This window comes from Pseudomonas sp. E1BtOHC1, assembly GCF_058744285.1.
In genome coordinates this window covers 1,930,106-1,956,144 of sequence record NZ_CP196023.1, presented here as the reverse complement: position 1 = coordinate 1,956,144, position 26,039 = coordinate 1,930,106, and the positions used below count along the sequence as shown (strand labels likewise).

Genomic DNA, 26,039 nt, shown 5'->3' with positions numbered 1-26,039 from the left:
ACTGTCATGCCCCCACACCTGATCAAACTGTTGAGCCTGTCGGCGCTGACCGCCGGCATTCTCGCCGCCAGCGCCGGCGCCCGCGCCGATGAGCCCCAGGCGCCGAACTTCACCGCCGAGCCGTGCTGCAACCTGTGCCCGGCCGCCCATGATGCGAAGAACTACACCACCCGCTACCAGCAGAACTTCACCACCCTGGTGCAAGCCCAGGGCGACTGGCTGTTCCGCACCCAGGAAGACCTGCGCACCGAATTCAACACCACCCCGGAAGGCTACCGTCGCCTCAAGCAGTTGCACGAAGCTTTCAAGAGCAAGGGCGTGGAACTGGTGGTGGTCTATCAGCCGACCCGTGGCCTGGTGAACCGCAACAAGCTCAACCCGGCGCAAAAGGCCCGCTTCGACTACGACAAGGCCCTGACCAACTACAAAGCCATGCTCGGGCGCTTCGCCCAAATGGGCTACGTGGTGCCGGACCTGTCGCCGCTGACCAACGAACAACTGCCAGACACCCTGCCGGCCCACGACTTCTACTTCCGTGGCGACCAGCACTGGACGCCCTACGGCGCCCAACGCACCGCCAAGATCGTTGCCGACAAGGTCAAGCAACTGCCGGCCTTCGCCGACATTCCACGGCGTGAATTCGAGACCCACAAGTCCGGGCGCATGGGCAAGACCGGCACCCTGCACAACATGGCCGGGCAACTGTGCGGCACCAGCTACGCCATCCAGTACATGGACCAGTTCACCACCGAGCCCAAGGGCGAAGCGGCGGACGGCGACCTGTTCGGCGATTCCGGCAACCCGCAAATCACCCTGGTGGGCACCAGCCACAGTGGCAAGAACTACAACTTCGCCGGCTTCCTGGAAGAGTCCATCGGCGCCGATATCCTCAACGTGGCCTTCCCCGGCGGCGGCCTGGAAGGCTCGATGTTGCAGTACCTGGGCAGCGAGGAATTCCAGAAGAGCCCGCCGAAGATCCTGATCTGGGAGTTCTCGCCGCTGTACCGCCTGGATCAGGAAACCATCTACCGACAGATGATGGCCCTGCTGGACAACGGCTGCGAGGGCAAGGATGCGCAGATGACCGGCAGCACCACCCTCAAGCCGGGCAAGAACGAACTGCTGGTCAACAGCAAGAACCTGGACCTGCGCAACAGCGGCCATCAGGTCGACATCCGCTTCGCCGACCCTTCGGTGAAAACCCTGCAAGCCACCCTCTGGTACATGAACGGGCGCCACGAGGACATCAAGATCGAAAAGCCGGAAACATCCGACACCGACGGACGCTTCGCCTTCGAACTGCGCACTGACGAAGACTGGGCCATGCAGAACCTGCTGGCGGTGGAAATCCAGGGCCCGGAAGCGGGCACTGCCGGGCAGAAGGTCGAAGCGAAAATTTGCAAACGCAACGTATTCCCGGGCGCCGAGCAACGCACCGCGCAGATCGGGCAATGAGGTTTCCTATGCAAAGCACATCCTTGAAACACTTGCTGATGCCCAGCCTGCTGGGCCTGGCCATCCTCGCCGGCAGCGCCCAGGCCGCCGCGCCGCTGCGTCCACCCCAGGGCTATTACGCCCCGGTGGACAAGTTCAAGAGCGGTGACGACAGCGAAGGCTGCGACGCCATGCCGGCGCCCTACACCGGCGCCCTGCAATTTCGCAGCAAGTACGAAGGCTCGGACAAGGCCCGGGCAACCCTGAATACCCAGTCCGAACAGGCCTTTCGCGACACCACCGCGGACATCACCAAGATCGAGCGCGGCACCAGCAAAAGGGTCATGCAGTTCATGCGTGACGGCCGCCCGCAACAGCTGGACTGCACCCTGAGCTGGCTCAGTGCCTGGGCCCAGGCCGACGCGCTGATGTCCAAGGACTTCAACCACACCGGCAAGTCCATGCGCAAATGGGCCCTGGGCAGCATGGCTTCGGCCTACCTGCGGCTGAAATTCTCCGACTCCCATCCCCTGGCCACCCATCAGGAACAGGCACAGAAGATTGAGGCCTGGTTCAGCAAGATGGCCGATCAGGTGGTCAGCGACTGGGACAACCTGCCCCTGGACAAGACCAACAACCACTCCTACTGGGCCGCCTGGTCAGTGATGGCGACCTCCATCGCCACCAACCGCCGCGACCTGTTCGACTGGGCCGTAAAGGAATACAAGGTCGGCGCCAACCAGATCGACGCCGACGGCTTTCTGCCCAACGAACTCAAGCGTCAGCAGCGCGCCCTGGCCTACCACAACTACGCCCTGCCGCCGTTGGCGATGATCGCCAGCTTCGCCCAGGTCAATGGCGTGGATCTGCGCCAGGAAAACAACGGCGCCCTCAAGCGCTTGGGTGACCGAGTGCTGGCTGGGGTGAAAGACCCGGACGACTTCGAGAAGAAGAACGGTAAGCAGCAGGACATGACCGACCTCAAGGTCGACTCGAAATTCGCCTGGCTCGAACCCTTCTGCAGCCTCTACACCTGCGCCCCGGATGTATTGGAGCGCAAACACAAGATGCAGCCGTTCAAGACCTTCCGCCTGGGGGGCGACCTGACCAAGGTCTACGACCCGGCCCACGAAAAAGGCTCCTGATTCGAATCGTTCCCACGCTGCACATGGGAACAACCCACCGTAGGAGCTGGCTTGCCAGCGAAGGGGCCCTCAAGGACGTCTTCGCTCTCAAGACCGCCATCGCCGGCAAGCCGGCTCCTACAGAGGTCGCGCTACACGCAGTACCGCTTCCCCGGTTTTTCACGGGGGGGTTTGGGGGGGCTCCGGCCTCTGACTATTGGTTAAACACGGAGAGATCGGGATGGTTTTTTCATCCAATGTGTTCCTGTTTCTGTTCTTGCCGATCTTTCTCGGCTTGTACTACTTGAGCGGGCAACGCTATCGCAACTTGCTGCTGCTGATCGCCAGTTATGTGTTCTATGCCTGGTGGCGGGTGGACTTCCTGGCGCTGTTCGCCGGCGTCACCCTGTGGAACTACTGGATCGGCCTGAAAGTCGGTGCGGCTGGGGTCCGGACCAAACCCGCCCAACGCTGGCTGCTGCTCGGAGTCGGCGTCGACCTGTGCATCCTCGGCTACTTCAAATACGCCAACTTCGGCGTGGACAGCATCAACGCGATCATGACCTCCTACGGTCTGGAACCGTTCATCCTGACCCACATCCTGTTGCCGATCGGGATCTCGTTCTACATCTTCGAGTCCATCAGCTACATCATCGACGTCTACCGCGGCGACACCCCGGCCACGCGCAACCTCATCGACTTCGCGGCGTTCGTGGCGATCTTCCCGCACCTGATCGCCGGCCCGGTCCTGCGCTTTCGCGACCTGGCGGAGCAGTTCAACAACCGCACCCACACCCTGGACAAGTTCTCCGAAGGCTGCACCCGCTTCATGCAGGGCTTCATCAAGAAGGTGTTTATCGCCGACACCCTGGCGGTGGTCGCCGACCATTGCTTCGCCCTGCAAAACCCCACCACGGGCGATGCCTGGCTGGGCGCCCTGGCCTACACCGCGCAGCTGTACTTCGACTTCTCCGGCTACAGCGACATGGCCATCGGCTTGGGGTTGATGATGGGTTTTCGCTTCATGGAAAACTTCAAGCAGCCCTACATCAGCCAGTCGATCACCGAGTTCTGGCGGCGCTGGCACATCAGCCTGTCCACCTGGCTGCGCGACTACCTGTACATCACCCTGGGCGGCAACCGCAAAGGCACGTTGATGACTTACCGCAACCTGTTCCTGACCATGCTGCTCGGTGGCCTGTGGCACGGTGCGAACATCACCTACATCGTCTGGGGCGCCTGGCACGGCATGTGGCTGGCCATCGAAAAAGCCCTGGGCATCAACACCACCCCACGCAGCCTGAACCCGATCCGCTGGGCCCTGACCTTCCTCCTGGTGGTCATGGGCTGGGTGATCTTCCGTGCCGAAAACCTGCACGTGGCCGGGCGCATGTACGGCGCCATGTTCAGCTTTGGCGACTGGTCGCTGTCCGAACTCAACCGCGCCAGCCTCACCGGCCTGCAAGTGGCGACCCTGGTCCTGGCCTACGCCACTCTGGCGTTCTTCGGCCTGCGCGACCTCTACCGCAACCCGCCAGCGAACAAGGCCAAGCCTGAACCAGACAGCGAAGCGGACGGCCCGGCCGGCGCACAACCGGGGCTGATCAAGGCCGTACCCGGCGACAACCCCGGCAGCATCCATCAACCGGGCTACACCGTGGGCACCGAGGCCCAGGTGCAACCGGCCTACTGGACCACCGACTGGTCGCGCTACGTGATGCGGGGCCTGGTGCTGCTGCTGTTCATCGCCTCGATTCTCAAACTTTCGGCGCAAAGCTTCTCGCCGTTCCTTTACTTCCAGTTCTGAGGGATCTGACATGACCCGCTCATTACGTCTGTTCTACATCGCCCTGTTCCTGCTGACCCTGACGGTCCTGGGCCTGTGGTCGGTGCGCAGCTTCTTCGGCTTCAGCACCAACGCCGAGGCCACGGTGCTCAACGGGCGCTGGACCAAGGCTGTGGAAACTCACTACGACGAAGAGTTTCCGATCAAGCGCCTGGGCACCAACCTCTGGGCCGCCCTGGACTTCAAGCTGTTCAACGAAGGCCGCCCTGGTGTGGTGCTGGGCCGCGATCAGTGGCTGTACAGCGATGAAGAGTTCAACCCGGTGGTCAACGAGGAGCTCAACCTGCAGGGCAACTACGCCCTGGTGGAAGGCGTGCGCCAGACCTTGAAGGCGCACGGGGTGAAACTGGTGATGGCGATCGTCCCGGCCAAGGTGCGCCTGTACCCGGAACACCTGGACGAGGTGCGCCCGGCGCGGATCCACGCCAACCTCTACCAGGACTTCCACGCCCGGGTCGCCGCCGACAAGATCCTCGCCCCCGACCTGCTGGGGCCCCTGCAACAGGCCAAGCAACAGGGCCAGCAAGTGTTCCTGCGCACCGACACCCACTGGACCCCCGCCGGCGCCGAGATCGTCGCCCGCCAACTGGCCCTGACCATCGCCGCCAAGACCCCGCTCAGCGGTCAGCCACAGCGCTTCGTCACCGAGACCCAAGAGACCGTGGAACACAAGGGCGACCTGCGCCGCTTCCTGCCCCTGGACCCGCTGTTCGAAAACCTGATGCCGGCCGAAGAGCCCCTGCAAAAGCGCGTGACCCGGGCCAGCGAAGAGCAGCCGGCCGCCGACGACGCGCTGTTTGCCGACCGCGAAGTACCGGTGACCCTGGTGGGCACCAGCTACAGCGCCAACCCCAGCTGGAACTTCGTCGGCGCCCTGAAACAGGCCCTGCACAGCGACGTGCTGAGCTACGCCGAAGACGGCCACGGCCCGATCCTGCCGATGCTCAGCTACCTGAAAAGCGACGACTTCAAGAACAACCCGCCCCAGGTGCTGATCTGGGAATTCCCTGAACGCTATCTGCCTGTGAACAACGAAATCGGCGACGCCGACCCGCAGTGGGTCGCAGAGCTCAAGCAAGCCGGTGCTCGCCAACAGAACGTAGCTGTACTCAACAAATCCGAGACGCCCGACCGGGCGCAAAACTGAAAAGAGGTAACACTCATGACTTTCACTACTACTCCTCGTCGTCTCGCTGCCAAATCCCTGAAAGCTGCCGTATTGGCCGCGGGCCTGGGCCTGCTATCAGCTCCGGTATTCGCCGGTGGCGATGCCGCCCTGTACGGCCCCACCGCGCCCAAGGGCTCGACCTTCGTGCGCCTGTACAACGCCAGCAACAGCGAAGTCAGCGCCACGGTTGGCAGCACCAACGTCAGCGACGTTGCGCCCCTGGCCAGCAGTGACTTCAGCTTCATGCCCGGTGGCGACTACAGCGCCAAAGTGGGCAGCCAGACCGTGCCGGTGAAACTCGCCGCCGACCACTATTACACCCTGGTCAACAACGCCAGCGGCCAGCCACAACTGATCGAAGAGCCGCCGTTCAAGAACAAGCAGAAGTCCCTGGTGCGGGTGCAGAACCTCAGCGACAAGGCCCTGACCCTGAAGACCGCCGACGGCAAGACCGACGTGGTCAAGGCCGTGGCCGCCAAAGGCCGCGGCGAGCGCGAAATCAACCCGGTGAAGGTCAGCTTCGCCCTGTACGACGGTGAGAAAAAAGTCAGCGACCTTAAGCCCGTGGCCCTGGAGCGCGGCGAAGCGGCGGTGCTCTACGTCACCGGCAACGGCAGCAGCCTGTCGCCAGTCTGGGTCAAGCGCCCAGTGTCGACCCGCTAACGAATTTCCGGATGCACGCCGCGCCCCCTGTGTAGGAGCTGGCTTGCCAGCGAAGGCGTCCTCAAGCCCAGCACAAGGCTCAAAGGCCCCTTCGCCGGCAAGCCGGCTCCTACAAGGGACAGGCAAGGCATCCGGGCACCAAACAAAAACAAGAGTGAAACGACAGAACGCAGTAGCTCTAACCCATACGATGTTTGAAGGAGTAACAACATGATTCCGGTGATCTTGTCAGGTGGTAGCGGCTCACGTCTTTGGCCGCTTTCGCGCAAGCAATTCCCCAAGCAATTCCTCGCCCTGACCGGCGAACACACGCTGTTCCAGCAAACCCTGGAGCGCCTGGTGTTCGAAGGCATGGACACCCCCATCGTGGTCTGCAACAAGGACCACCGCTTCATCGTCAACGAGCAGTTGGCAACGCGCAAACTCGAATCCCAGCGCATCCTCATGGAGCCCTTCGGCCGCAACACCGCGCCCGCCGTGGCCCTGACCGCGATGATGCTGGTCAACGAAGGCCGCGATGAACTGATGCTGGTGCTGCCCGCCGACCACGTCCTGGACGACCAGAAAGCCCTGCAACGGGCCCTGGCCCTGGCCACCGTGGCCGCCGAGCGTGGCGAGATGGTGCTGTTCGGCGTCCCGGCAACCAAACCGGAAACCGGCTACGGCTACATCAAGTCCAGCAACGACGCGCTGCTGCCGGAAGGCGTGAGCCGGGTCTCGCACTTCGTCGAGAAACCCGACGTCAAGCGCGCCACCGAATTCGTCGAGGCCGGCGGCTACTTCTGGAACAGCGGCATGTTCCTGTTCCGCGCCAGCCGCTTCCTCGAAGAGCTGAAGAAACACGACCCGGACATCTACGACACCTGCCTGCTGACCCTGGAACGCAGCCAGCAGGACGCGGACACCGTGACCATCGACGAAGCCACCTTCGCCTGCTGCCCGGACAACTCCATCGACTACGCGGTGATGGAAAAAACCCAGCGCGCCTGCGTGGTGCCCCTGAGCGCCGGTTGGAGCGATGTGGGTTGCTGGTCGTCGCTGTGGGACGTGCATGAAAAGGACGCCAACGGCAACGTCAGCAAAGGCGATGTAGTGATCCAGGACAGCCACAACTGCATGATCCACGGGAACGGCAAACTGGTGTCGGTGATCGGCCTGGACAACATCGTCGTGGTGGAAACCAAGGACGCCATGATGATCGCCCACAAGGACAAGGTCCAAGGGGTGAAACAGATGGTCAACACCCTCAACGAACAGGGCCGCAGCGAAACCCAGAACCACTGCGAAGTCTATCGCCCGTGGGGCTCCTACGACTCCGTGGACATGGGCGGCCGCTTCCAGGTCAAGCACATCTCGGTCAAGCCGGGGGCCTGCCTGTCGTTGCAGATGCACCACCACCGCGCCGAACACTGGATCGTGGTCAGCGGCACCGCCGAAGTCACCTGTGACGAGAACGTGTTCCTGCTCACCGAGAACCAGTCCACCTACATCCCGATTGCCTCGGTGCACCGCCTGCGCAACCCCGGGAAGATTCCGCTGGAGATCATCGAAGTGCAATCGGGTAGCTATTTGGGCGAAGACGACATCGAGCGCTTTGAAGATATCTACGGGCGCTCGACGCCGGTGGAACGTGGCGTCTCGGTGAAAACCATCGCTCAGTAACAGCGGCGAGTTTCAAGCGGCAAGCTGCGAGTAGATGCAGCCGTAAGCTTCAAGCGGCAAGCTGCAAGTAAAAGCAGGGAGTCGTTGGCAGCAAGACCTTTGTGCTCCCCCTTTCCAGGCGCCTGCGTCCCCTATCCGCAGGCGCTTGGACAGGGGGATTTTTTTGGAAGCAGGGGCAAGGGGCGAGCTTCAAGCGGCAAGAAAAAGCACTACCCCCCCTCCCACAAAGACGTAGCGCCCTTTCGACGTCCTGATCAAGAAGCAACGATCAGGCCTGCAATACCTCATCCTTCATCCCCAATCCCACATCATCGATCAGCGCCTTGCCCATCTCCGCCAGGAAAGTTGCTGAAAATAGCCATGTGCGTGAGCTGCGGTTCTTGCCGTCGCTGCAAGTCTTCCGCGCTTGTTGCTCGCAATAGAATGACGGAACCGACAACGTAAGAAACCTGTTGATTTTGCAGCATGCATTACAAAAAAGGGGGCAGATTTATCTCGATGCCCCCTGCCTTTCCAGGTAGGGGGCAGTTCAACTATTGACTATAAAATACGGCCTATTGACTCGGTACTTTTTGCGATTCGATCTTTTTATACTTCTCTGCAATCTGCTCTATTTTTTTCTCATCTTGTGTTGAAGACACCTCAACATAGTAATCCCAATGCTTTAACAGCTCTATACTTTGCGCATCACCCAAATGAGCAGCATTTTGATTATATATTTTTGCTTTTTTGAAATCTTGCGGAACTTCATTACCCATAGCGTAGATAACGCTCAAGTTATTGTAGGCTATAATCGACCCAACCTCGCCAGCTCTTTCATACAAGGCGATTGCTTTATTAATATCTTTTTTTGTTCCTAAACCACGCTGATAGAGAACGCCTAGATTTGTAAGCGCGTCTGGGTGGCGCGGATACAAACCAATCGCTTTTTCATAATAGAGCAGACTGGTTTTATAGTCTTTTTCCGACTCATCCAGCCTATCGTCGCTATAAATCCTGCCAAGAATATAGTTGAAGTGCGCGTTACCCATGCTGGAGAGCTTGAGCACATTGGAAAACTCTTCGCTGTCCTTAGGGTAATTGTTTATTTGCAGACCCGGCGGATAGTCCAATTTCTTAACAATTGCCGGGGGCAAGGTAAAAGCTGTATTTTTCATATGATTATCCGAGGCTGCCGGCATGGATAGAAGTAGCAACGATAAAGAGACAATGCTAGCGCAGCTGACGGGCGTTCGGCTCATCATGAATAAACCTCTTCAGCAGCGAATCTTGACCCGACCACATCAATCGAAAAGTCCTGCGAAATGAAACTCAAAAGATCATTACTTTCCTCAGGATCAAAAACCTTGAACAAAACATCTGTTATATCCGTGACCCGACCATCATTCCAGGTTACCGACGAATTTAATTCGTGGATGTTTCCGTGCTTATCTAAAATTGAATCCCTGGTAAAGGACAGATCAATATTTTTCAAGCCAATGTCGATCAATGAGTAAAGCTCACTTGCCTCCGAAACCCCGTTGCTATTGATGTCTTGCCAGATCTTCAGATCCGCCCACGCGCTATCATTCTTGTCGATAAACCCATCAAGATTGCTGTCTAGAGCAGCGAGTGCAATGAAACCATCTGCAGCCGTTCCACCGGTTGGCAAAGGCGTACGGTCTCCGAAAAGCTCTGTCCCATCATTTATGATGCCGTCATTATTTCTATCCATGACAAGAAACCCACTGTTTGTACCTGCCCACCCGGTATTAATAGGATGCGACTCTCCATCAAAGTCGAATTTGACACCGTGCTCAATTGGCAAGGTAGCTATACCGCTCCCATCCAAATCGATAAGGAGTGGGGTTTTAAGTTTTTCCGGAACTTTGCTTATTTCCTTGGCCACCCCATCCGGCGTTGTGGCCAGATCAATTTCTATACCCGCTTTTGAAAGCAGTTTCTCTACAAAATGGATGCAGTTATTGAACAAGAGATTGTAGTCCCCAGGGTCTATTGCACCGCTTGCATAGCCTCTAACCTGCGTCGTAAGAATATTCATCATATTCTCAAACTTCGGACTACCAGGAAGTTCAAATCGATGGGAACTTGTTTCCTTGTAAATCTCTCGATCATTGAGCGAAATATTGTCACGTGAGGTGTCGTATTTCTCACCTGGACTAAAACCTATAGAACCTCGATAGCCAGGCGTATCAATCTCTAAAAAAACATGCCCGGTCTTGGTCGTGTTATTACCCATGCTCGACCCCGCCTTCGCTGCATGTATGGTAAATGACGATCGATTTGAAAAATTCATTCCGGGTGTAGGATTTGAAGTTGTAGATAGCGTCTCTTCGTTTCTCACACTAATAAAGTGGTCTGGCATCGTGCAACCCTCTGATCAAATTTCCGTATATGGCTCTAGCGCGCTATTACTTTCACTAACGCATTCCAAGCGATCGTGGTTTTTCGCCTTGATCAAATACAGGACAAACGAGGAGGGTAAAAACTTATAGGGCATGCCCCTATAAAATATTACAAAACATTTCGCGAACATTAGTTTTGAATATCCCGCGACCAGGAATTAGCCAATCAAGTTCGCAGGTTTGCTGAAATACACCTGACTAGCCGATCCGCCCCCATGCGTGAGCTCAAACCTAAGGATGGCTCGAAAACAGCTGATGGAGATGGGCGAGTTGCGCGGAACACAGAGGCCCGGGTGAGTAAACCCTCAACACACTGGGTACAGGGGAGTTCCTAGCCAGGGGGGCTTTTTTCACCAGGTTTTATTCTTAAAGATGTTGGCGAACATCCTCTAGCGTCTCGAATATCTCCTTTCCATCGACGGCCGGAACATCCACTTCGCCAAACACCACTTCCCAGTTGCCCAGCGCCTCCAGCGTCTGATCAATGTAGTCATCCGGCTTGAGGAACTTGTAGTCCGCGCACAAGCGCCTGATCGCCTTCCTGGACGGGCGCCCCTGGCCGTCGAACGCGGTAGTGTGCTCGCCCATGCCGGTGGAGAAGGTCAGGTCATACGCGGGCGCGAGAAGCCACTGCCCGTCCTGGCCGCCCTGCCCCTCTTCGTAGAGGAAGGCGAAGTTCTTCGCATGATCGTCGTAGTTATGGGCCAGGCCGTTGAACACCATGAGCCGGGCCATTTTCTCCACTTCCTTGGCGCTCCTGGTCAGCGCGAATGTCAGCCTCAACAAGTCCTTGTAGTCCAGGCACGGAACTCTGAAGTCCGCATGCAGAATTCCGGCAGCGGTCATCATGTGGACTTTCTCGTTGTGCCTGCGATCAAAGCGCCGGCTGGCAAAGAAGCGCTCGTTCCATCCCTTTTCAGAGGGCACCGTTATCAGCTCGCAATGGGCCATTTCGACCCCCGCCGCGCGAGCCATGCGGGCGTAGGCATACTCAATCGCGCCCATGGACCAGGGCTCCTGCAGGGCCCTGAATTTTACGATCCAGTGCCCGTAGCCCTCCGGTAAGGGGTCGAAAGCCGAAACGACATGCGCCAGATCTTCCGAAAGGGCAACGGCGGCCTTGGGCCTTGCGCCACCTGGCGAGCCACCGGCAATCCGCAGTGCCTTCAGAACGTCAACCGTCTCCCCCACCTGGACCTGGACCGAAGCCTCGTACAGCAGTGAAAGGCTGATGGGCTCGCGCTCCACTTTTTCCGCCATGGGGTAGTACTCCAAGGCGCCCATCCCACGGTTGCCGATGTAGGCCAGCCGATCGAGTTGAGTCAGACCATTGGCGACCCGCGATCCATACTCCGCGGTGAAAAAACGCTTCATCAGCAGCAAGCCCCAGCCATCGGGAAGGGAGTCGGCGAAGGCCCCATGAATGCCCAGGAACAATTGGCTATCGGGTTGCTGCGGCCTCTCATCGAAGGCCAGTTGCGGCGACAGATTGAAGCCCCGGCTCAACCAGTCCTTGGCATAAGTGAAGTAGCAGCCCTGGCGTTTCCAGCTCAGTACTCCCACCTGCCGGCCGTGCATGAAGACACCCAGTTCTTCGATCGGCTTGTACTTCTTGACGCCTGGCTCGGTCATCGGGTGCCCCTCTGGCGTTTGGAGTTTTGCAGCTCAAACAGCGTGTTTGGCGAAGGTGGCTTGAACAACTTGAGCAGCGGATCGAGTTCATCCAACGCCGCCGCAATCAGCACCATCGACTCGAGGGAAATAGCTCCCTGCAGCTCGAAACGCTTGATGGTCGAGGCCGGCACCCCGGATTTCTCAGCCAGGGTTTTGCGCGACAGGTTTTTTGACAACCTGAGGGCCTGCGCGTTTTTTCCGATCTCGGCCGTAATCTCGGACGGTGTGTACATAAAACGGGTAAGCGACATAAGAATACGTCTGCCTCCGACCGGCTGATCAATTATTCAAACTATGGACAATATAAGATCCATTATAGGTAAAAAAAGCCAATAAGAGACCTTATGTTATCCACAAAAAATCAACCTTCATCGTCTTGAGTAATAATTTGTCCTAGCCCTCCTCCATCGCCAACCCCACCTACGCTTAGGTAGGATGTCCCCTCCTTTTCCCCGAGGCTCGCGTCATGTTCATCGGCGTTCTGCTGGTCATTACCTGGCTGATCCTGCTTCTGCGCTACCCCGCCAAAGCCCTTCCCGTGTCCCTCGCTGCCGCTTTCGGCCTGGCCCTGGTGGCCTGCTGGGTGGTCTGGCTGGACAACCGCGAAGCCCAGCAACTGGCGCGCCTGGAGCTGCGCCTGACCTACGCGCCGGAACACTGCCCCGCCGACCGCCCACTGCAGGTCAAGCTCAACAACGGTAACAAGGTGCCCCTGGTCGAACTGCGCTGGCGGGTCGCTGCCTACGCCCCGGGGGATACGGTCAACCTCGCCGACAACCAGTACAGCGCCCCGCGCTACCGTGGCCCCGGCGAGTTGCAGGCCGGAGCCAGCTGGGAAGACTGCCTGCCGCTGCCACCGCTGCGCCCGGGCTATCGCCCGCAAACCCTGGAGTTTCGCGCCGAGCGTTTACAGGGTAGTTTCTCCGACTGATTCGCCCCGCCCCTCACCCCAGCACAAGGACCGCGCCATGCCCGTAGCGTTGATCACCGGTTGTTCCAGCGGCATCGGCCGCGCCCTGGCAGACACCTTCAAGGGTGCCGGTTTCACCGTGCTGGCCACCGCTCGCAAGGCCGAGGACGTCGCCAACCTGCAGGCCGCCGGTTTCAAGGCCGTGCAACTGGACGTGAATGACGGCCCGGCCCTGGGCGCCCTGAGCGAAGAGATCAACCAGCAGTACGGCGGCCTCGATGTGCTGATCAACAACGCCGGCTACGGCGCCATGGGCCCGCTGCTGGATGGCGGCGTGGAAGCCATGCAGCGCCAGTTCGAAACCAATGTGTTCTCGGTGGTCGGGGTGACCCGGGCGATGTTCCAGGTACTGCGCCGCAGCCGTGGCCTGGTGGTGAATATCGGCAGCGTCTCTGGGGTGCTGGTGACGCCCTTTGCCGGCGCCTATTGCGCGTCGAAAGCCGCGGTGCACGCCTTGAGCGATGCCCTGCGCATGGAGTTGTCACCGTTCGGTATCCGGGTCATGGAAGTGCAGCCCGGGGCCATTGCTTCAAGTTTTGCCAAGAACGCCGGGCATGAAGCCGAACAGTTGCTCAACGAACAGTCGCCCTGGTGGCCGCTGCGCGAAGGCATCCGCTCCCGGGCCAAGGCCTCCCAGGACAAGCCGACCCCGGCCAGCGAATTTGCCGCGGGCTTGCTCAAGGCGGTGCAGCAGGACAATCCGCCGCGCCTGGTGCGCCTGGGCAATGGCAGCCGCGCCTTGCCGTTGCTGGCCAATCTGCTGCCCAAGGGTCTGCTGGAGAAGGGCTTGATGAAGCGTTTTGGATTGAGCGCCAAGCTCTGATCCCCACGCATGCAAGCCAGCTACCACGTTTTTCGGGTGTGCTGCGTGCCTCCCGTAGGAGCCGCCTAGCCGGCGAAGAGGCCCACAAGTCGGGTGCAAACCTTGCGGCCACCTTCGCTGGCAGGCCAGCGCCTACAGCGGTGGCGCGGCACACCTTTGTTCATTCGCCGATTAGGGATCTGCCCCATTGAAATGTCGTCATGCGCTGCCGTTGACCCTGTTCGCTTTGCTACTGGGCTGCAATGCCTCGTCACCGGACGAAAAACTCAATGCCTCCCTGCCGGACTTGAGCCTCGAACAGATCCTGCCCAAGGTCGAGGCCAACCCCTACTGCACGCCGGAGATGGACAGCGAACGGCTGGTCGGCCTGGGCATCCGACTGTTCAATGAGGACGAGGTGCTGCATGGCTCAAGCCGTACCCTGCTGGCGAGCAAGGCAATCCAAATGGCCCGCAGTTGCCTGATCATGGCCGCCCCCCGCTCCACCGGCAGCCTGTGCATCCTGGGCGGGATTGTCGGCTCCAGGCAAAAGGACTATGACAAAAGCGAAGCCTTCAACTACATCGCCTACGCCGCCCAGCACAATGAATCCTGCGCGGAAGCGGGCCTGTACGACATCTATAACGTCGGCAAGCTGGACCAGCCCCCGAACAAGGAATTGGCCATGGCCTGGCTGGAACGCGCCGCTCGGCACGGCGACCAGGACTCGCAACAGGAGATGGTGCGCCGCAACGAACAGGACAATTTGCCGCTGGCCTACGCCTGGGCCCGAACCCTGGATGACACCCAAACGCTCGAAGCGGTGAAACGCAAGATGAGCCCTCAGCAGTTGGCCGAAGGCGAGCAGCATTACACCCGGTTGCTCGGTCAACTCACGCCGAAACAGGAGATTGAGCAGGCGCTGCGCCAGGACCTCATCGCCCTGGGCACAGGGGATCTGTACTTCAGCTACCCGGAAGTATTCGCGGGCATGTCGCCTGAGCAACGGCATGCGTTCGTCGCCCAGTTGGTGGACATGCAGGACCTCTACCCGAAGTTCCACACGCGCGGCCAACTGGTGGCCTACGCCTTGATTTCCCGCCTTGTGCAAAGCGCCGGCCCGGCCGTGGACCTGTGGCAAGACCCAGGGCTGCAGGCCTTGCTGGAGGACGATGACCTGAGCGTGGAAGACACCGTAGCCAAGGCCAAAATCATTCTGGCCAAGCGCAAGCCATAACGGGAGCGGCGGCGCTAACGCTGTTGAAGCCGTCGCCGAGGTGTCACCCACTCAAGGCCTCAGGGCCCCTTGCCGCGGTCAACCAGATGCCGCGGTTTGGGTTGTACGCCCTCTCAATCCCAGTAGAATGCGCGACCTTGAGCCCTTAGGGCTCATGCAGCATGGAATCGCTGGTGTCGACACCCAAGCACGGAATGGCTAACGCTCGTCCTTCTCCCGTCCCAGCCTGATTTCATGCGCGCCTTTTTCATTCGCCGATCAGGGAATATCCATTGAAATTGTTCAACGCGCTGCCACTGGCATTGGCTGTCTTGCTGGCGGCCTGCGCCTCCACGGCTCCGGAAAACACCGAACCGAAAGTCCCCGAACTCAATGACACCCTGCCCAAGCTGACGCTGGACAGCGTCTTGCCCAAGGTCAGCGCCAACGAGTACTGCAACCCGGCCATGGAGGCCGATCTGCTGTACGGCATCGGTTACAAGCTGAACGAGATCGAGGACTACAAGAACGCCAAGGGCTGCTTCGCCATGGCCGCGCCGCACTACACCCGGGCCTTCTGCTACCTGTCCACCACCACCGATCAGGAAACGGACAAACCCAAGGCCGAGCGCGACCGCGAGTCCTTCAACTACATCGCCTACTCCGCCTCGCAGAACGACTGGTGCGCCGAGTACGGCATGTACGCCACCTACTGGTTCGGCGACAAGGACATCCCCAAGGACCGGGACCTGGCCCTGCGCTGGCTGGAGCGCTCGGCGCTGCACGGCAACCCGGAACCACAGCAGAGCCTGGCCGACGCCGCCGAAGAGTCCGGCGATCTGGTGAAGGCCTACGCCTGGCTGAAGGTTATCGATAACACCGAAGACACCAGCCAGTTGGATGCCTTGAAAGGCAAGATGAGCCCTGAGCAGCTGGCCGCAGGCGAACAGCGCTTTGGCGAGCTGAAGGCGCGGGTGACCAGCAAGCAGGTGATGTATGACGAGGCGCGGGATGAGGAGGTGGCGATTTTCTCCGCCGAGATCCATTTCGATCTCCCCGACCTGTTCCAGGGCATGACCACAGCCGAGCGCCAGGCCTTTGTCAAAGCGGCCATCGCCAAGGCCCGGGAAAGCGGCCAGTTCAAGCTGCATTACGCGGTGACCCAGTACATCATCGTCTCGCGCCTGGCCCAGCAGCGTTACCCCGGTGTCGACGTGCTGCAGAACCCGAAGCTGGTGGCCGCGATCAACCACGTCAACGACGGCCTGGAAGCCACGGCGAAGAAGTCCCTGGCGATCATGCAGAAAAGCTACAAATAACCGCCCCCCGTAGAAGCCGGCTTGCCGGCGAAGAGGCCCTTGAGTCTTGCATCGCCTGGGCCGGCGCCTTCGCTGGCAAGCCAGTTCCTACAGCTGTCAGATAGACCGCGCAGTTTCCCGTAGGAGCCGGCTTGCCGGCGAAGGGGCCCGCAAGCCTTGCACCGCCTGTGACGACGCCTTCGCTGGCAAGCCTGCGCCTACACAAGCCTGCGCCTACAGGGGTTCGGGGTTGACCACTACGGTGCAGGTGATGCCGGCGGCCAGCAGCACGCCCTCCGGCACTTGGTCAATGTGGATGCGCACCGGCACGCGCTGGGCCAGGCGCACCCAGTTGAAGGTCGGATTGACGTCGGCGATCAGTTCGCGGCTTTCCGGGTTGTCGCGGTCATAGATGCCGCGGGAAATACTTTCCACGTGGCCCTTGAGCACTTCGCCGCTCATCAGTTGCATGTCGGCTTTATCCCCCACGCGCACGTGGGGCAGCTTGGTTTCTTCGAAGAAGCCGTAGACCCAGAACGAGTTCATGTCGACCACCGCCATCTTCGGCTCGCCAATGCGCGCGTAGTCGCCACGGTGCACGTTGAGGTTGGTGACGTAGCCATCCACCGCCGCCCGCACCTGGGTGCGTTTGAGGTTGAGTTCCGCCGCTTCCAGCTGGGCCTGGGCGTGCTGGTAGTCGGCCAGGGCCGAGTCGGCGATGTTGCCGGCGTCGTCGCGGTTTTCCTTGGAGATCACCAGGTTGTCCATGTCGGCGCGGCGCCGGGCGTTGACCTTGCGCATCTCCCAGGTGGCCTTCTTCGAGGCCACCAGCGATTGCGCCTGCTTGACCGCGATCTGGTAGTGCTCGGGGTCGATCTGCATCAGCAGATCGCCCTTGCGCACCAGCTGGTTGTCCTTGACCGGCACGTCCACCACTTCGCCGGTGACGTCGGCGGCGACGTTGATGATGTCCGCGCGCACCCGGCCGTCACGGGTCCAGGGGGTGTACATGTAGTGCTCCCACAGGGTGCGGCCGATCCACAGGGCCAAGGCCAGCACGAGCAGGGTGGCGAGCAGGCTGAAAAACTTTTTCATTGCGGGGGTCTCAACGGTAGACAGTGAGCGCCATGGCGCCGAACAGACAGCAGAACAGGCTCAGGCGCAGCAGCGCCGGGTGCCAGAAGAAGCGATACAGGTCATAGCCGGAAATGAACCGGTCCAGGGCCCAGGCCAGGGCCGCGGCGATGAAGAACATCAGGGTCATGGTGGGCATGTAAACGCCGTGGAAGGCGATTTCACGAGGCATGGTCAAGTCCTTGGGGTGCAGGCGCCGCCGGCTTGGCCACGGCATAGGCCGCCAGCGGCGATTGCGGGTCGAGCAGTGAAGTGCGGATGAAGTGCAGGTAGCTCTTGACCCGGCGCAGGGCCGAGGTGTCGAAGTGCGGGGCAAAGGGTTCGTCGGTGGCCTGGACCCGGCTGATGGCGTGGTCCACGGCGATCAGCCCGCGTTCCAGGTTGCTCTGGCTGGGCTGCAGGAACAGCCGCACCAGGGAGCGGCCCATGACCCGGATCGCCTGGCGCCAGGGCTGGGATTCGGCATAGGCCGGGTGCACCGGGAGGATCGCCTGTTCCTTGCGCAGCTCGATGATGGCATGGCCGACTTCCAGCACCACGAACATCCAGCGCAGCAGTTCGCTCTGCACCTTGGGCTGGCCCACCGCCAGGCCATAGGCCTGGTGCAGCAGGTCGCGGGTGCGACTTTCGAAACTGGAGGCCAGGCCCTTGAGCTTGCCGCTGATGGCGTACACCACCTGGCCGCGCAGATCCTGCTCCAGGCGCCGCCACAGCCAGCGGCTGTTGGGCGGCAGGATGATCGCCCCGGCCGCGGCGCAGACCAGCATGCCCATGACCATGGCGATGTAGTCGTTGATGAAGGTGTAGGGGTTGTAGACCGTCAGGTTGTCCGGCACCGAACCGGTGCTGAAGAAGATCAGCAAGCCCAGGCCGACCCCGGCGTACTTGGGCCTGGACGCAAGGAACGAACCGAGCACGATCACCGGCGCCAGCATCAGGCACAGCAACGGGAAGCCGTCGATCCAGGGGAACACGAAGAACATTTCCACGAAGCCCACCAGGGCGCCGATAAAGGTTCCGCAGGCCATCTGGAACGCCATGCGTTTGGGGTTCGGCGTGGCCGCCGAGAGGCCGATGGTGGCGGCGGCGATCAGGGTCATGGTGGCGCCGCTGGGCCAGGCGGTGGCCACCCAGTAACTGCCCAGTACCACCAACACAAAGGCCGCGCGGATGCCCGAGGCGGCGCAGGCCAGCCAGTTGGTCTGCGGCGTGTAGGGCTCGTCCCAGCGCTCGCGCTCGTGGCTGTGGTCGGCCAGGGACGCATGAGTCTGGGCATAGCTGTGCATTTCGTCGACGAAGCGATAAAGCAGTTCGTAGGCGGTGTGGAAATCCAGCTGCTCGGCGTCGCTTGGGCCGCTCTCCTGGAAAGCGGCCCGCAGGCTGCGCACCCGCGCCGGCAGCTCAGCCTTGTAGGCCGCCAGGGCCGTGACCAGGCGCGCGGCGTCGGGGCTGGTCAGGGCCCGGCCGGAGAAGCCGTCCAGCAGCTCCGCCAAGTCCTGCAGGCCGGGCTTGATCGCCGCCACTACATGGTCGGCGCCGCTGCTGCGCAGGCGTTCGAGCAACTGGTGCAGGGCGTTGAAGCGCGTGGTGATGCCCATGAACTCGCTGTTCAGGCGGCTCAGGCGGCCGTTGCGCCGACGCATGTGCGGGTCTTCGAACACGGTGACGCTGCGCAGCCCTTCCAGGCCCACGGCCTCGGCGATGAAACGCACGTTGCTGGTTTCGAAGCTGTCGCGCTGGCTGCGCCCGCGCAGGCCGTCGGTGACGAACAGGGCGAACACGCCGAAGCGCTGGTACAGAGCGTTGCGCATGGCGGCGCTGGCGGTCTGCGGCAGGATCGCGGCACTGACCAGGGTCGAGCAAAGAATCCCCAGAGAGATCTCCAGCACCCGCCACACCGCCGCCATGAAGGCGCCTTCCGGATGGGCCAGGGCCGGCAAGCCGACCATCGCCGCGGTGTAGCCGGCGAGGACGAAACCGTAGGCGCGAAAGTTGCGATAACGCGCGGCACCGGCCGAGCAGATGCCGACCCAGATCGCCAGGGAACCCAGGAACAGCTCGGTGTTCTGGGCGAACAGGGCGATCAGCGCCACCATCACCGCCGAGCCGGTCAGGGTGCCGAGAAAGCGGTAGAAGCTCTTGGCGAACACCTGTCCGCTCTGCGGCTGCATGACGATGAACACGGTGATCATCGCCGTGCGCGGTTGCGGCAACTCCAGACGCATGGCCAGCCACAGGGTGAGGAACGCGGCGGCCAGGACCTTGAAGATATAAACCCAGGTCACGCCGTCGCTGCGCGCCCAGTCGAAGAAACCCCGGCGCCATTCTAGGGAGTACAGCCAGCGCAAAGGGGCGGGCAAGGAAGTCATGGGGGCCTGCTTCAGTGGTCAAAGACGGCCAGGGCCGCCGGGGTCTTGGGCGCTTGAGTCTGGCTTTCTGACGGGACGTCGCGTCCAGCCTCCAGGCCGCCGCCCAGGGCCGTCACCAGATCCGCCTGAGCGGTCAGGCGCGCGGCCTGCACCTGTTGCTGGATCTGCTGCTGGTGGAACAGCAGGCTCTGGGCGTTAAGCACATTGAGGTAGTCGGTCAAGCCACGCTGGAAGGCCACGGTGGCGATGTCGTAGGTCTTCTGCGCAGCAGCCACCGACTCGGCGGCGAAGGCCTGCTGCTTGTCCATGGACTCGCGGCGGATCAACTGGTCGGAGATGCTTTTCAGCGCGTCCACCAGGGTCTGGTTGTACTTGGCCACGGCCATGTCGTAGCCGGCGCTGGCCTCACCCAGCTCCGAGCGCAGGCGTCCGCCGTCGAAGATCGGCAGGCTGATGGCCGGGCCGACGTTGTAGTTGAGTTTCTTGCCGGTGAGGAACTCCAGGGCCCCGCCGCCAGTGGCCATGAAGCCGATGCTGCCCACCAGGTCGACGTTGGGGTAGAAGCCGGCGTGGGCCACATCGATGCCACGGGCCTGGGCCGCCACTTGCCAGCGGCTGGCGACCACGTCCGGGCGCTGGCCCAGCAGTTCGGCGGGCAGGGCCGACGGCAGTTTCAGCGCCGCGCCCAGGGATAGGCTTGGCCGCTGCAACTGCGCGCCCTCTCCCGGGCCCTTGCCGGCCAGGGCTGCCAGTTGGTTGCGGGTCAGGGCGATTTCTTCGTCCAGGGCGTCCAGTTGGCGATGGGTTTCCGGCAGCGGCGCCTCGGCCTGGCTGACTTCGAAATGGGTGCCGAGGCCGCCGTCCAGGCGCCGTTGCGCCAGTTCGAGAATCTGTTGCTGCTGCTTCAAGGTGGCCTGGACCACGTCGCGCTGGGCGAAATGCAGGGACAGCTGGATGTAGCTGCGCACCACGTTGTTCACCAGTTCCAGCTGGGCCTGGCGGGCTTCGGCCACGCTCATGTGGGCCAGGTCCACGGCGCGCTCGGTGCTGTTGCTTTCCCGGCCCCAGAGGTCCAGGGCATAACTCAAGCCCAGGGCGGCGTTGTTGTCCCAGGTGGTGGTGTTGGCCAGGGCCCCGGGGCCGTAGAACTGATCGGTGGGCCAGCTGTGGCGCTTGAGGGTAGCGTCGCCCTTGACCTGCAGCGACTCGGCCGACTCGGCGATACCGGCTAGGGCTTTTGCCTGACGCACCCGGGCAGCGGCCATGGCCAGGCTCGGACTGCCCTGCACGGCGAGAGTGATCCAGCGGTTCAGCTGCGGGTCGCCATAGGCCTGCCACCACTGGGCACTGGGCCAGTGGGCATCTTGCGCGGCGCTCCGGATCGCCTCGTCGGTGGCCAATGTATTAGCGGGAAGTGTCTTGCCTTGTGGGGCAATGCCTCCGGTTCCGATGCAGCCGCTGATTGCTAACGATAAAGCCCAAACACTGAGGGTCTTGAACCCTCTGCTGATGCGACGCGGCACTGCTGCGAATTCCTGAGATCGGGGGGGAATATTTCTCTCGTAGAAGTCGGCTGGCCGGCGCAGCGATACGCCTGCTACACCGCGTTGCGCGGATCGCCGAAAAACCGGCCCCTACGGATCGGCGCAATTCTAGGGGGCGGTCGGGGCGGCGATAAGCTGGGATTCCTGTGAATCTTTGTTACCGTAAACGCGATAATCCCTTGGTCGCCTATCCAAGCCCCCGTAACTTCGTGTCACAATTTGCCATCTCCCCTGAGAGCACCCCATGGACACTTTGCAAAACATGCGCGCCTTCAGTTGCGTCGCCGAAGCCGGTAGTTTCACCGCCGCTGCAGTGCAACTGGACACCACCACGGCCAACGTCTCGCGCGCAGTCTCCAATCTTGAGGCTCACCTGCAAACCCGCCTGCTCAACCGCACCACCCGCCGTATCGCCCTGACCGAAGCCGGCAAGCGCTACCTGCTGCGCTGCGAGCAGATCCTGGCCTACGTCGAAGAAGCCGAGGCCGAAGCCAGCGACGCCCACGCCCGCCCCGCCGGCCAACTGAAAGTGCACACCATGACCGGCATCGGCCAGCACTTCGTGATCGATGCCATCGCCCGCTACCGCAAGACCCACCCGGACGTGACCTTCGACCTGACCATGGCCAATCGCGTGCCGGACCTCCTGGACGAGGGCTACGACGTGTCCATCGTCCTGGCCAGCGAGCTGCCGGACTCGGGGTTCGTCTCCCAGCGCCTGGGGATTACCTACAGCATCGTCTGCGCGTCCCCGGCCTACGTGAAAGCCAACGGCTGCGCGCACAAGCCCAGCGACCTGCTCAACCATGCCTGCCTGCGCCTGGTGAGCCCGGTGATTCCCCTGGAGAAATGGACCTTCGACGGTCCCGAGGGCCAGGAGATGGTGACCATCAACAGCTCACCGTTCCTGGTGAACTCCGCCGACGCCATGAAGACCGCGATCATCAGCGGCATGGGGGTTGGCGTACTGCCGGTGTACGCCGCAATCGAAGGCCTGCGCAACGGCACCCTGGTACGGGTCATGCCCAAGTACCGCTCCCAGGAACTGAACCTGTACGCCATCTACCCGTCGCGCCAGTACCTGGACGCCAAGATCAAGACCTGGGTCGAATACCTGCGCGGTTCCCTGCCGGAGATCCTCGCCGCGCACCAGGCGGAACTGGCGGCCTATGAACTGAGTGGCAGCCTGAGCGGTGCCCGCCTGGCCAATTGACCGCCGGGGCGTCCACCCAACCCGTAGGAGCCGGCTTGCCGGCGAAGAGGCCCGCACGTCCTGCGCAAACCTGGATGCCGCCTTCGCTGGCAAGCCAGCTCCTACACACGCAGGCCCGTGGCGGGGTGCTTTGGTAGCGGCGGCAAAAATGTTAGCTTGCTTGGCATTCTCTCCCGCCTGACGAGTCTTCCCGCGATGAAAAAGACTGTACTTGCCTTCAGCCGCATCACCCCCGAGATGACCGAACGCCTGCAACAGGACTTCGAGGTCATAGTGCCCAACCCCAAGCTCGGGGACATCGCCGCGCAGTTCAATGAAGCCCTGCCCCAGGCCCACGGTCTGATCGGTGTCGGCCGCAAGCTGGGCCGCGCGCAGCTGGAAAATGCCGCGCGGCTGGAAGTGGTGTCGAGCATCTCGGTGGGCTACGACAACTATGACCTGGGCTACTTCAACGAACGCGGGCTGATGCTCACCAACACCCCGGACGTGCTCACCGAAAGCACCGCCGACCTGGCCTTCGCCCTGCTCATGAGCAGCGCCCGCCGGGTGGCCGAGCTGGACGCCTGGACCAAGGCCGGGCAATGGCAGGCCAGCGTCGGCCCGGCATTGTTCGGCGGCGATGTGCACGGCAAGACCTTGGGCATCGTCGGCATGGGCAATATCGGCGCGGCCATAGCACGGCGTGGCCGCCTGGGCTTCGGCATGCCGATCCTCTACAGCGGCAACAACCGCAAGACCGCCCTGGAACAGGAGCTGGGGGCGCAATTTCGCAGCCTGGAGCAGCTGCTGGCGGAGGCTGACTTCGTCTGCCTCGTAGTGCCGTTGAGCGAGAAGACCCGGCACCTGATCAGCCATCGGGAACTGGCGCTGATGAAGCCCAGTGCGATCCTGGTGAACATTTCCCGGGGCCCGGTGGTGGATGAGCCGGCGCTGATCGAAGCCTTGCAGAAGGGCCAGATCCGTGGCGCCGGCCTGGATGTGTACGAGAAAGAGCCGCTGGCGGAGTCGCCGCTGTTCCAGCTGAAGAATGCGGTGACCTTGCCGCACATTGGCTCGGCCACCCATGAAACCCGCGACGCCATGGCCGAGCGCGCCATGAGCAACCTGCGCAGTGCCCTGCTGGGTGAACGGCCGCAAGACCTGGTCAACCCGCAAGTGTGGAAGGGCTGATCGGCTCACCTTGACGGCCTCTTCACTGGCAACACCTCCCCCGTAGGAGCCGGCTTGCCGGCGAAGGGGCCCGCAAGTTCTGCGCAAACCTTGAAACCGCTTTCGCTGACAAGCCAGCTCCTACACAAGCCGGCGCCTGGTCAGGCGGTGGCTGCTTTGGCTGTCACCAACGGCTTGGGTTTGCGGAACACCAGGACGTTGCCCAGCATCACCAGCACCAGCCCCACCAGGGCCGGGGCGGTCCATTGGTAGCCTTCGGCAACGGCCGAGACGTTCAGCGCCACCACCGGGAACAGTACGGTGCAATAGGCCGCGCGCTCCGGGCCCATGCGCCCGACCAGGGTCAGGTAGGCGGTGAAGCCGATCACCGAACCCGGTATCACCAGGTACAGCAGCGAGCCGATATAGCGCGTGGTCCATTCCACGTCGAAGGCAATGCCCTGGGACAGGCAATACACCGCCAGCATCGTCGCGCCGTAGGCCATGCCCCAGGCATTGGTGGTCAGCGGCTTGAGTCCGGCTTTCTGCTGCAGGCTAGAGAGCATGTTGCCCGCCGAGAAGCACAAGGTGCCCAGCAGGGCCAGGCCCAGGCCCAGCAGGGTTTGCGGACTGGCGCTGTGGCCAGCCAGTTCTGGCCAGAACAGCAGCCCCAACCCCAGCAACCCCAGACCGCCGCCGAGCAATACGTTGCGGGCGATCTTCTGGCCGAAGAACACTCGCGCATTGAGGGCGTTCCACAAGGTCGCGGTGGAAAACACCACCGCCACCAGACCACTGGGAATCCACTGGCTGGCGTGCAAAAAGCACATGAAGTTGATGCAGAACAGGCACAGTCCCTGGGCCAGGCAGATCAGGTGGCCACGGCGGTTCATCGGCTGCAGCTTGCGGCTGAGCAACAGCAGGACGAACAGCACCAGGGCCGCCAGGGCAAAGCGATAGACGATGGACACCGGAATCGCCACCACCCCCAGTTGCAGTTTCAGGGCGATCCAGGTGGTGCCCCAGATCAGCACGGTCAACAGGTACAGCGATAGGTTCATGGCACGACTCCTCTATAAGGAGCACAGTTTCCAGCGCCGCCCCTGCCCGCGCTTGCACAAACTTGCGCTTTTTATCGGTGCCGGGCTGGCAGCACGGGTGCTACGGAGTAGGATGCGAAACACCGGCAACCGCACCCATGTTGACGTCACCACCATGCCCGCACTGGATACCCTGCAAGTCTTCCAAGCCCTCAACCGCTCGCCCAATGCTCGCCTGGAGCACAGCGCCGAGCTCGGTGACGGCTTGTCCGCAGCCTTGTGGAGCAACCATCACGACGCCCAGGAATATGAGGCGCCCAGCCACCACACCCTGTCCTGCTATCTGGCGGGTGGCACCGGCACCTTTCGCCGCGACCAGCCCGGCAGCAAGGGCGGCCCGGGCAAGCTGTGCATCCTGCCCGCCGAGCACCAGTCGGCCTGGGTGATCAACGGCGATATCCGTCTGGCCCATCTGTATTTCAGCCCGGAGCAATTCGCCCTGGGCTGCGTCACCCTGCTGGACCGCGAGCCCCGGGAGCTGCAACTGCGGGAAAGCACCTTTCTCGACGACCCCGAGCAGACCCGGCGTTTTGCGCAGTTGATCCGCCTGAACTGGGACGAGCCCGGCGAGCGCCTGCTGACCAGCAGCCTGGCCCACGAGATGCTCAGCCATGCCCTGCTCCATCAAGTGGGCCCACGCCAGGGTGCCCGGCTCAAGGGCGGGCTGGCCGCGCACCAGCGGCGCCTGCTGGTGGACTACATCGACAGCCAGTTGGAAGCGCCCCTGAGCCTGGGCCAACTGGCGGGGTTGTGCGCCCTCTCCGAATACCACTTCGCCCGCATGTTCCGCGCAAGCTTCGGCCTGCCGCCCCACCAATATGTGCTGGCCCGACGCCTGAGCCGGGCCCGGCACCTGCTGCGCACCACTGCCCAGCCCCTGGGGGAGATTGCACTGGCCTGTGGTTTTGCCAGTGCCAGCCACTTCAACAATCGCTTCCGCCAGGCCCTGGGGGGAACACCGGGGGACTACCGCCTGGCGTTCCTGCGCTGAGCTTCGGATTACCCATACCCCTCCTCTGCATGCCACTGCTTACGCCAAAGCCCGCATCAGCACGCCTGAAAAAGTAAATTACTCAAATTCTTTACCTAAGCAGGAAAACTCTTACCAAACAATTAAGAAATTCCTACGCAGTTCTCCGCAAAAGAGCACTTTCAACAAGTACCTGTATGACAATCAAAAAAATAAACAGGTCATTATTTTACAACTTCAGTTATCACCCCATTCACAGAGCTGATGATTCTTGTTTAACACCAGGCCCAACTTAGTC

Annotated in this window: 23 protein-coding genes; 13 read left to right on the top strand and 10 right to left on the bottom strand. The window is 61.6% G+C overall.

Going from position 1 to position 26,039, the window contains the following annotated elements; translation table 11 throughout:
• Positions 1-6: 6 nt before the first annotated feature.
• The 6 genes from ACSSVC_RS08960 to ACSSVC_RS08935 all read left to right on the top strand — a co-directional run bounded on the left by ACSSVC_RS08960 (position 7) and on the right by ACSSVC_RS08935 (position 7,897).
• Positions 7-1,455, top strand: coding sequence for an alginate O-acetyltransferase (locus ACSSVC_RS08960; protein WP_492612196.1), 1,449 nt, complete (start codon positions 7-9; stop codon positions 1,453-1,455).
• 8 nt (positions 1,456-1,463) lie between these two features.
• On the top strand, positions 1,464-2,579 hold the full coding sequence (locus tag ACSSVC_RS08955) for a mannuronate-specific alginate lyase (RefSeq protein ID WP_346633544.1): 1,116 nt from the start codon (positions 1,464-1,466) through the stop codon (positions 2,577-2,579).
• Between the two features lie 220 nt (positions 2,580-2,799).
• The gene (locus ACSSVC_RS08950; protein ID WP_446439024.1) at positions 2,800-4,365 is read left to right on the top strand and encodes an MBOAT family O-acyltransferase; all 1,566 of its coding nucleotides are present in this window, start codon (positions 2,800-2,802) and stop codon (positions 4,363-4,365) included.
• A gap of 10 nt (positions 4,366-4,375) precedes the next feature.
• Entirely contained in the window at positions 4,376-5,551 is a 1,176-nt protein-coding gene (locus ACSSVC_RS08945) for an alginate O-acetyltransferase (protein WP_346633546.1), read from the top strand.
• 15 nt (positions 5,552-5,566) lie between these two features.
• Complete coding sequence (locus ACSSVC_RS08940) at positions 5,567-6,235, top strand: alginate O-acetyltransferase AlgF (RefSeq protein ID WP_404938272.1); 669 nt, start codon at positions 5,567-5,569, stop codon at positions 6,233-6,235.
• A 210-nt stretch (positions 6,236-6,445) separates the two neighbouring features.
• On the top strand, positions 6,446-7,897 hold the full coding sequence (locus ACSSVC_RS08935) for a mannose-1-phosphate guanylyltransferase/mannose-6-phosphate isomerase (RefSeq protein WP_346633548.1): 1,452 nt from the start codon (positions 6,446-6,448) through the stop codon (positions 7,895-7,897).
• Positions 7,898-8,165: 268 nt separating this feature from the next.
• Here ACSSVC_RS08935 and ACSSVC_RS08930 read toward each other — a convergent pair whose 3' ends face one another.
• The 5 genes from ACSSVC_RS08930 to ACSSVC_RS08910 all read right to left on the bottom strand — a co-directional run bounded on the left by ACSSVC_RS08930 (position 8,166) and on the right by ACSSVC_RS08910 (position 12,227).
• Entirely contained in the window at positions 8,166-8,336 is a 171-nt protein-coding gene (locus ACSSVC_RS08930; protein WP_404938271.1) for a DUF3077 domain-containing protein, read from the bottom strand.
• Positions 8,337-8,451: 115 nt separating this feature from the next.
• On the bottom strand, positions 8,452-9,054 hold the full coding sequence (locus ACSSVC_RS08925) for a tetratricopeptide repeat protein (protein ID WP_492612195.1): 603 nt from the start codon (positions 9,052-9,054) through the stop codon (positions 8,452-8,454).
• An 83-nt stretch (positions 9,055-9,137) separates the two neighbouring features.
• The gene (locus tag ACSSVC_RS08920) at positions 9,138-10,136 is read right to left on the bottom strand and encodes an SPM autocatalytic domain-containing protein (protein ID WP_346633551.1); all 999 of its coding nucleotides are present in this window, start codon (positions 10,134-10,136) and stop codon (positions 9,138-9,140) included.
• 532 nt (positions 10,137-10,668) lie between these two features.
• Positions 10,669-11,934: a type II toxin-antitoxin system HipA family toxin gene (locus ACSSVC_RS08915; protein ID WP_492612194.1), complete on the bottom strand. Its 1,266-nt coding sequence runs from the start codon at positions 11,932-11,934 to the stop codon at positions 10,669-10,671.
• Positions 11,931-12,227, bottom strand: a complete 297-nt coding sequence (locus ACSSVC_RS08910; RefSeq protein ID WP_072451362.1) for a helix-turn-helix domain-containing protein — start codon at positions 12,225-12,227, stop codon at positions 11,931-11,933. The genes ACSSVC_RS08915 and ACSSVC_RS08910 overlap by 4 nt, the downstream gene beginning before the upstream one ends.
• Positions 12,228-12,442: 215 nt before the next feature.
• Here ACSSVC_RS08910 and ACSSVC_RS08905 point away from each other — a divergent pair, with 215 nt between their 5' ends.
• From ACSSVC_RS08905 to ACSSVC_RS08890, 4 genes are all read left to right on the top strand, one after another.
• The gene (locus tag ACSSVC_RS08905) at positions 12,443-12,907 is read left to right on the top strand and encodes a multidrug transporter (protein ID WP_346633553.1); all 465 of its coding nucleotides are present in this window, start codon (positions 12,443-12,445) and stop codon (positions 12,905-12,907) included.
• 37 nt (positions 12,908-12,944) lie between these two features.
• On the top strand, positions 12,945-13,769 hold the full coding sequence (locus ACSSVC_RS08900; RefSeq protein WP_492612193.1) for an SDR family oxidoreductase: 825 nt from the start codon (positions 12,945-12,947) through the stop codon (positions 13,767-13,769).
• A gap of 187 nt (positions 13,770-13,956) precedes the next feature.
• Positions 13,957-14,985, top strand: a complete 1,029-nt coding sequence (locus tag ACSSVC_RS08895) for a sel1 repeat family protein (protein WP_492612192.1) — start codon at positions 13,957-13,959, stop codon at positions 14,983-14,985.
• Between the two features lie 272 nt (positions 14,986-15,257).
• Positions 15,258-16,283 (top strand): SEL1-like repeat protein, encoded by a 1,026-nt coding sequence (locus tag ACSSVC_RS08890; RefSeq protein ID WP_492612191.1) that lies wholly within the window; start codon positions 15,258-15,260, stop codon positions 16,281-16,283.
• A gap of 213 nt (positions 16,284-16,496) precedes the next feature.
• Here ACSSVC_RS08890 and ACSSVC_RS08885 read toward each other — a convergent pair whose 3' ends face one another.
• Genes ACSSVC_RS08885 through ACSSVC_RS08870 form a run of 4 tightly spaced genes read right to left on the bottom strand, consistent with a single transcriptional unit; the run spans position 16,497 to position 21,288 of the window.
• The gene (locus ACSSVC_RS08885; protein ID WP_346633557.1) at positions 16,497-17,357 is read right to left on the bottom strand and encodes an efflux RND transporter periplasmic adaptor subunit; all 861 of its coding nucleotides are present in this window, start codon (positions 17,355-17,357) and stop codon (positions 16,497-16,499) included.
• Positions 17,358-17,367: 10 nt separating this feature from the next.
• Positions 17,368-17,568, bottom strand: coding sequence for a DUF1656 domain-containing protein (locus tag ACSSVC_RS08880; protein WP_007930063.1), 201 nt, complete (start codon positions 17,566-17,568; stop codon positions 17,368-17,370).
• Positions 17,558-19,765, bottom strand: coding sequence for an FUSC family protein (locus ACSSVC_RS08875; RefSeq protein WP_346633558.1), 2,208 nt, complete (start codon positions 19,763-19,765; stop codon positions 17,558-17,560). Before ACSSVC_RS08875 ends, ACSSVC_RS08880 begins: the two co-directional genes overlap by 11 nt.
• An 11-nt stretch (positions 19,766-19,776) precedes the next feature.
• Positions 19,777-21,288, bottom strand: coding sequence for an efflux transporter outer membrane subunit (locus ACSSVC_RS08870; protein WP_492612190.1), 1,512 nt, complete (start codon positions 21,286-21,288; stop codon positions 19,777-19,779).
• A 265-nt stretch (positions 21,289-21,553) separates the two neighbouring features.
• Between ACSSVC_RS08870 and ACSSVC_RS08865 the strand changes: the two genes are divergently transcribed.
• Positions 21,554-22,522: a LysR family transcriptional regulator gene (locus ACSSVC_RS08865; RefSeq protein WP_346633560.1), complete on the top strand. Its 969-nt coding sequence runs from the start codon at positions 21,554-21,556 to the stop codon at positions 22,520-22,522.
• A 195-nt stretch (positions 22,523-22,717) separates the two neighbouring features.
• Entirely contained in the window at positions 22,718-23,692 is a 975-nt protein-coding gene (locus tag ACSSVC_RS08860; protein WP_404938263.1) for a 2-hydroxyacid dehydrogenase, read from the top strand.
• Positions 23,693-23,832: 140 nt separating this feature from the next.
• Here the strand turns inward: ACSSVC_RS08860 and ACSSVC_RS08855 are convergent, their stop codons facing one another.
• A complete protein-coding gene (locus ACSSVC_RS08855) occupies positions 23,833-24,732 on the bottom strand; it encodes a DMT family transporter (RefSeq protein ID WP_404938262.1) in 900 nt (299 codons plus the stop codon).
• A 154-nt stretch (positions 24,733-24,886) separates the two neighbouring features.
• Between ACSSVC_RS08855 and ACSSVC_RS08850 the strand changes: the two genes are divergently transcribed.
• Positions 24,887-25,762, top strand: coding sequence for a helix-turn-helix domain-containing protein (locus tag ACSSVC_RS08850; protein ID WP_346633737.1), 876 nt, complete (start codon positions 24,887-24,889; stop codon positions 25,760-25,762).
• Positions 25,763-26,039 lie beyond the last annotated feature (277 nt).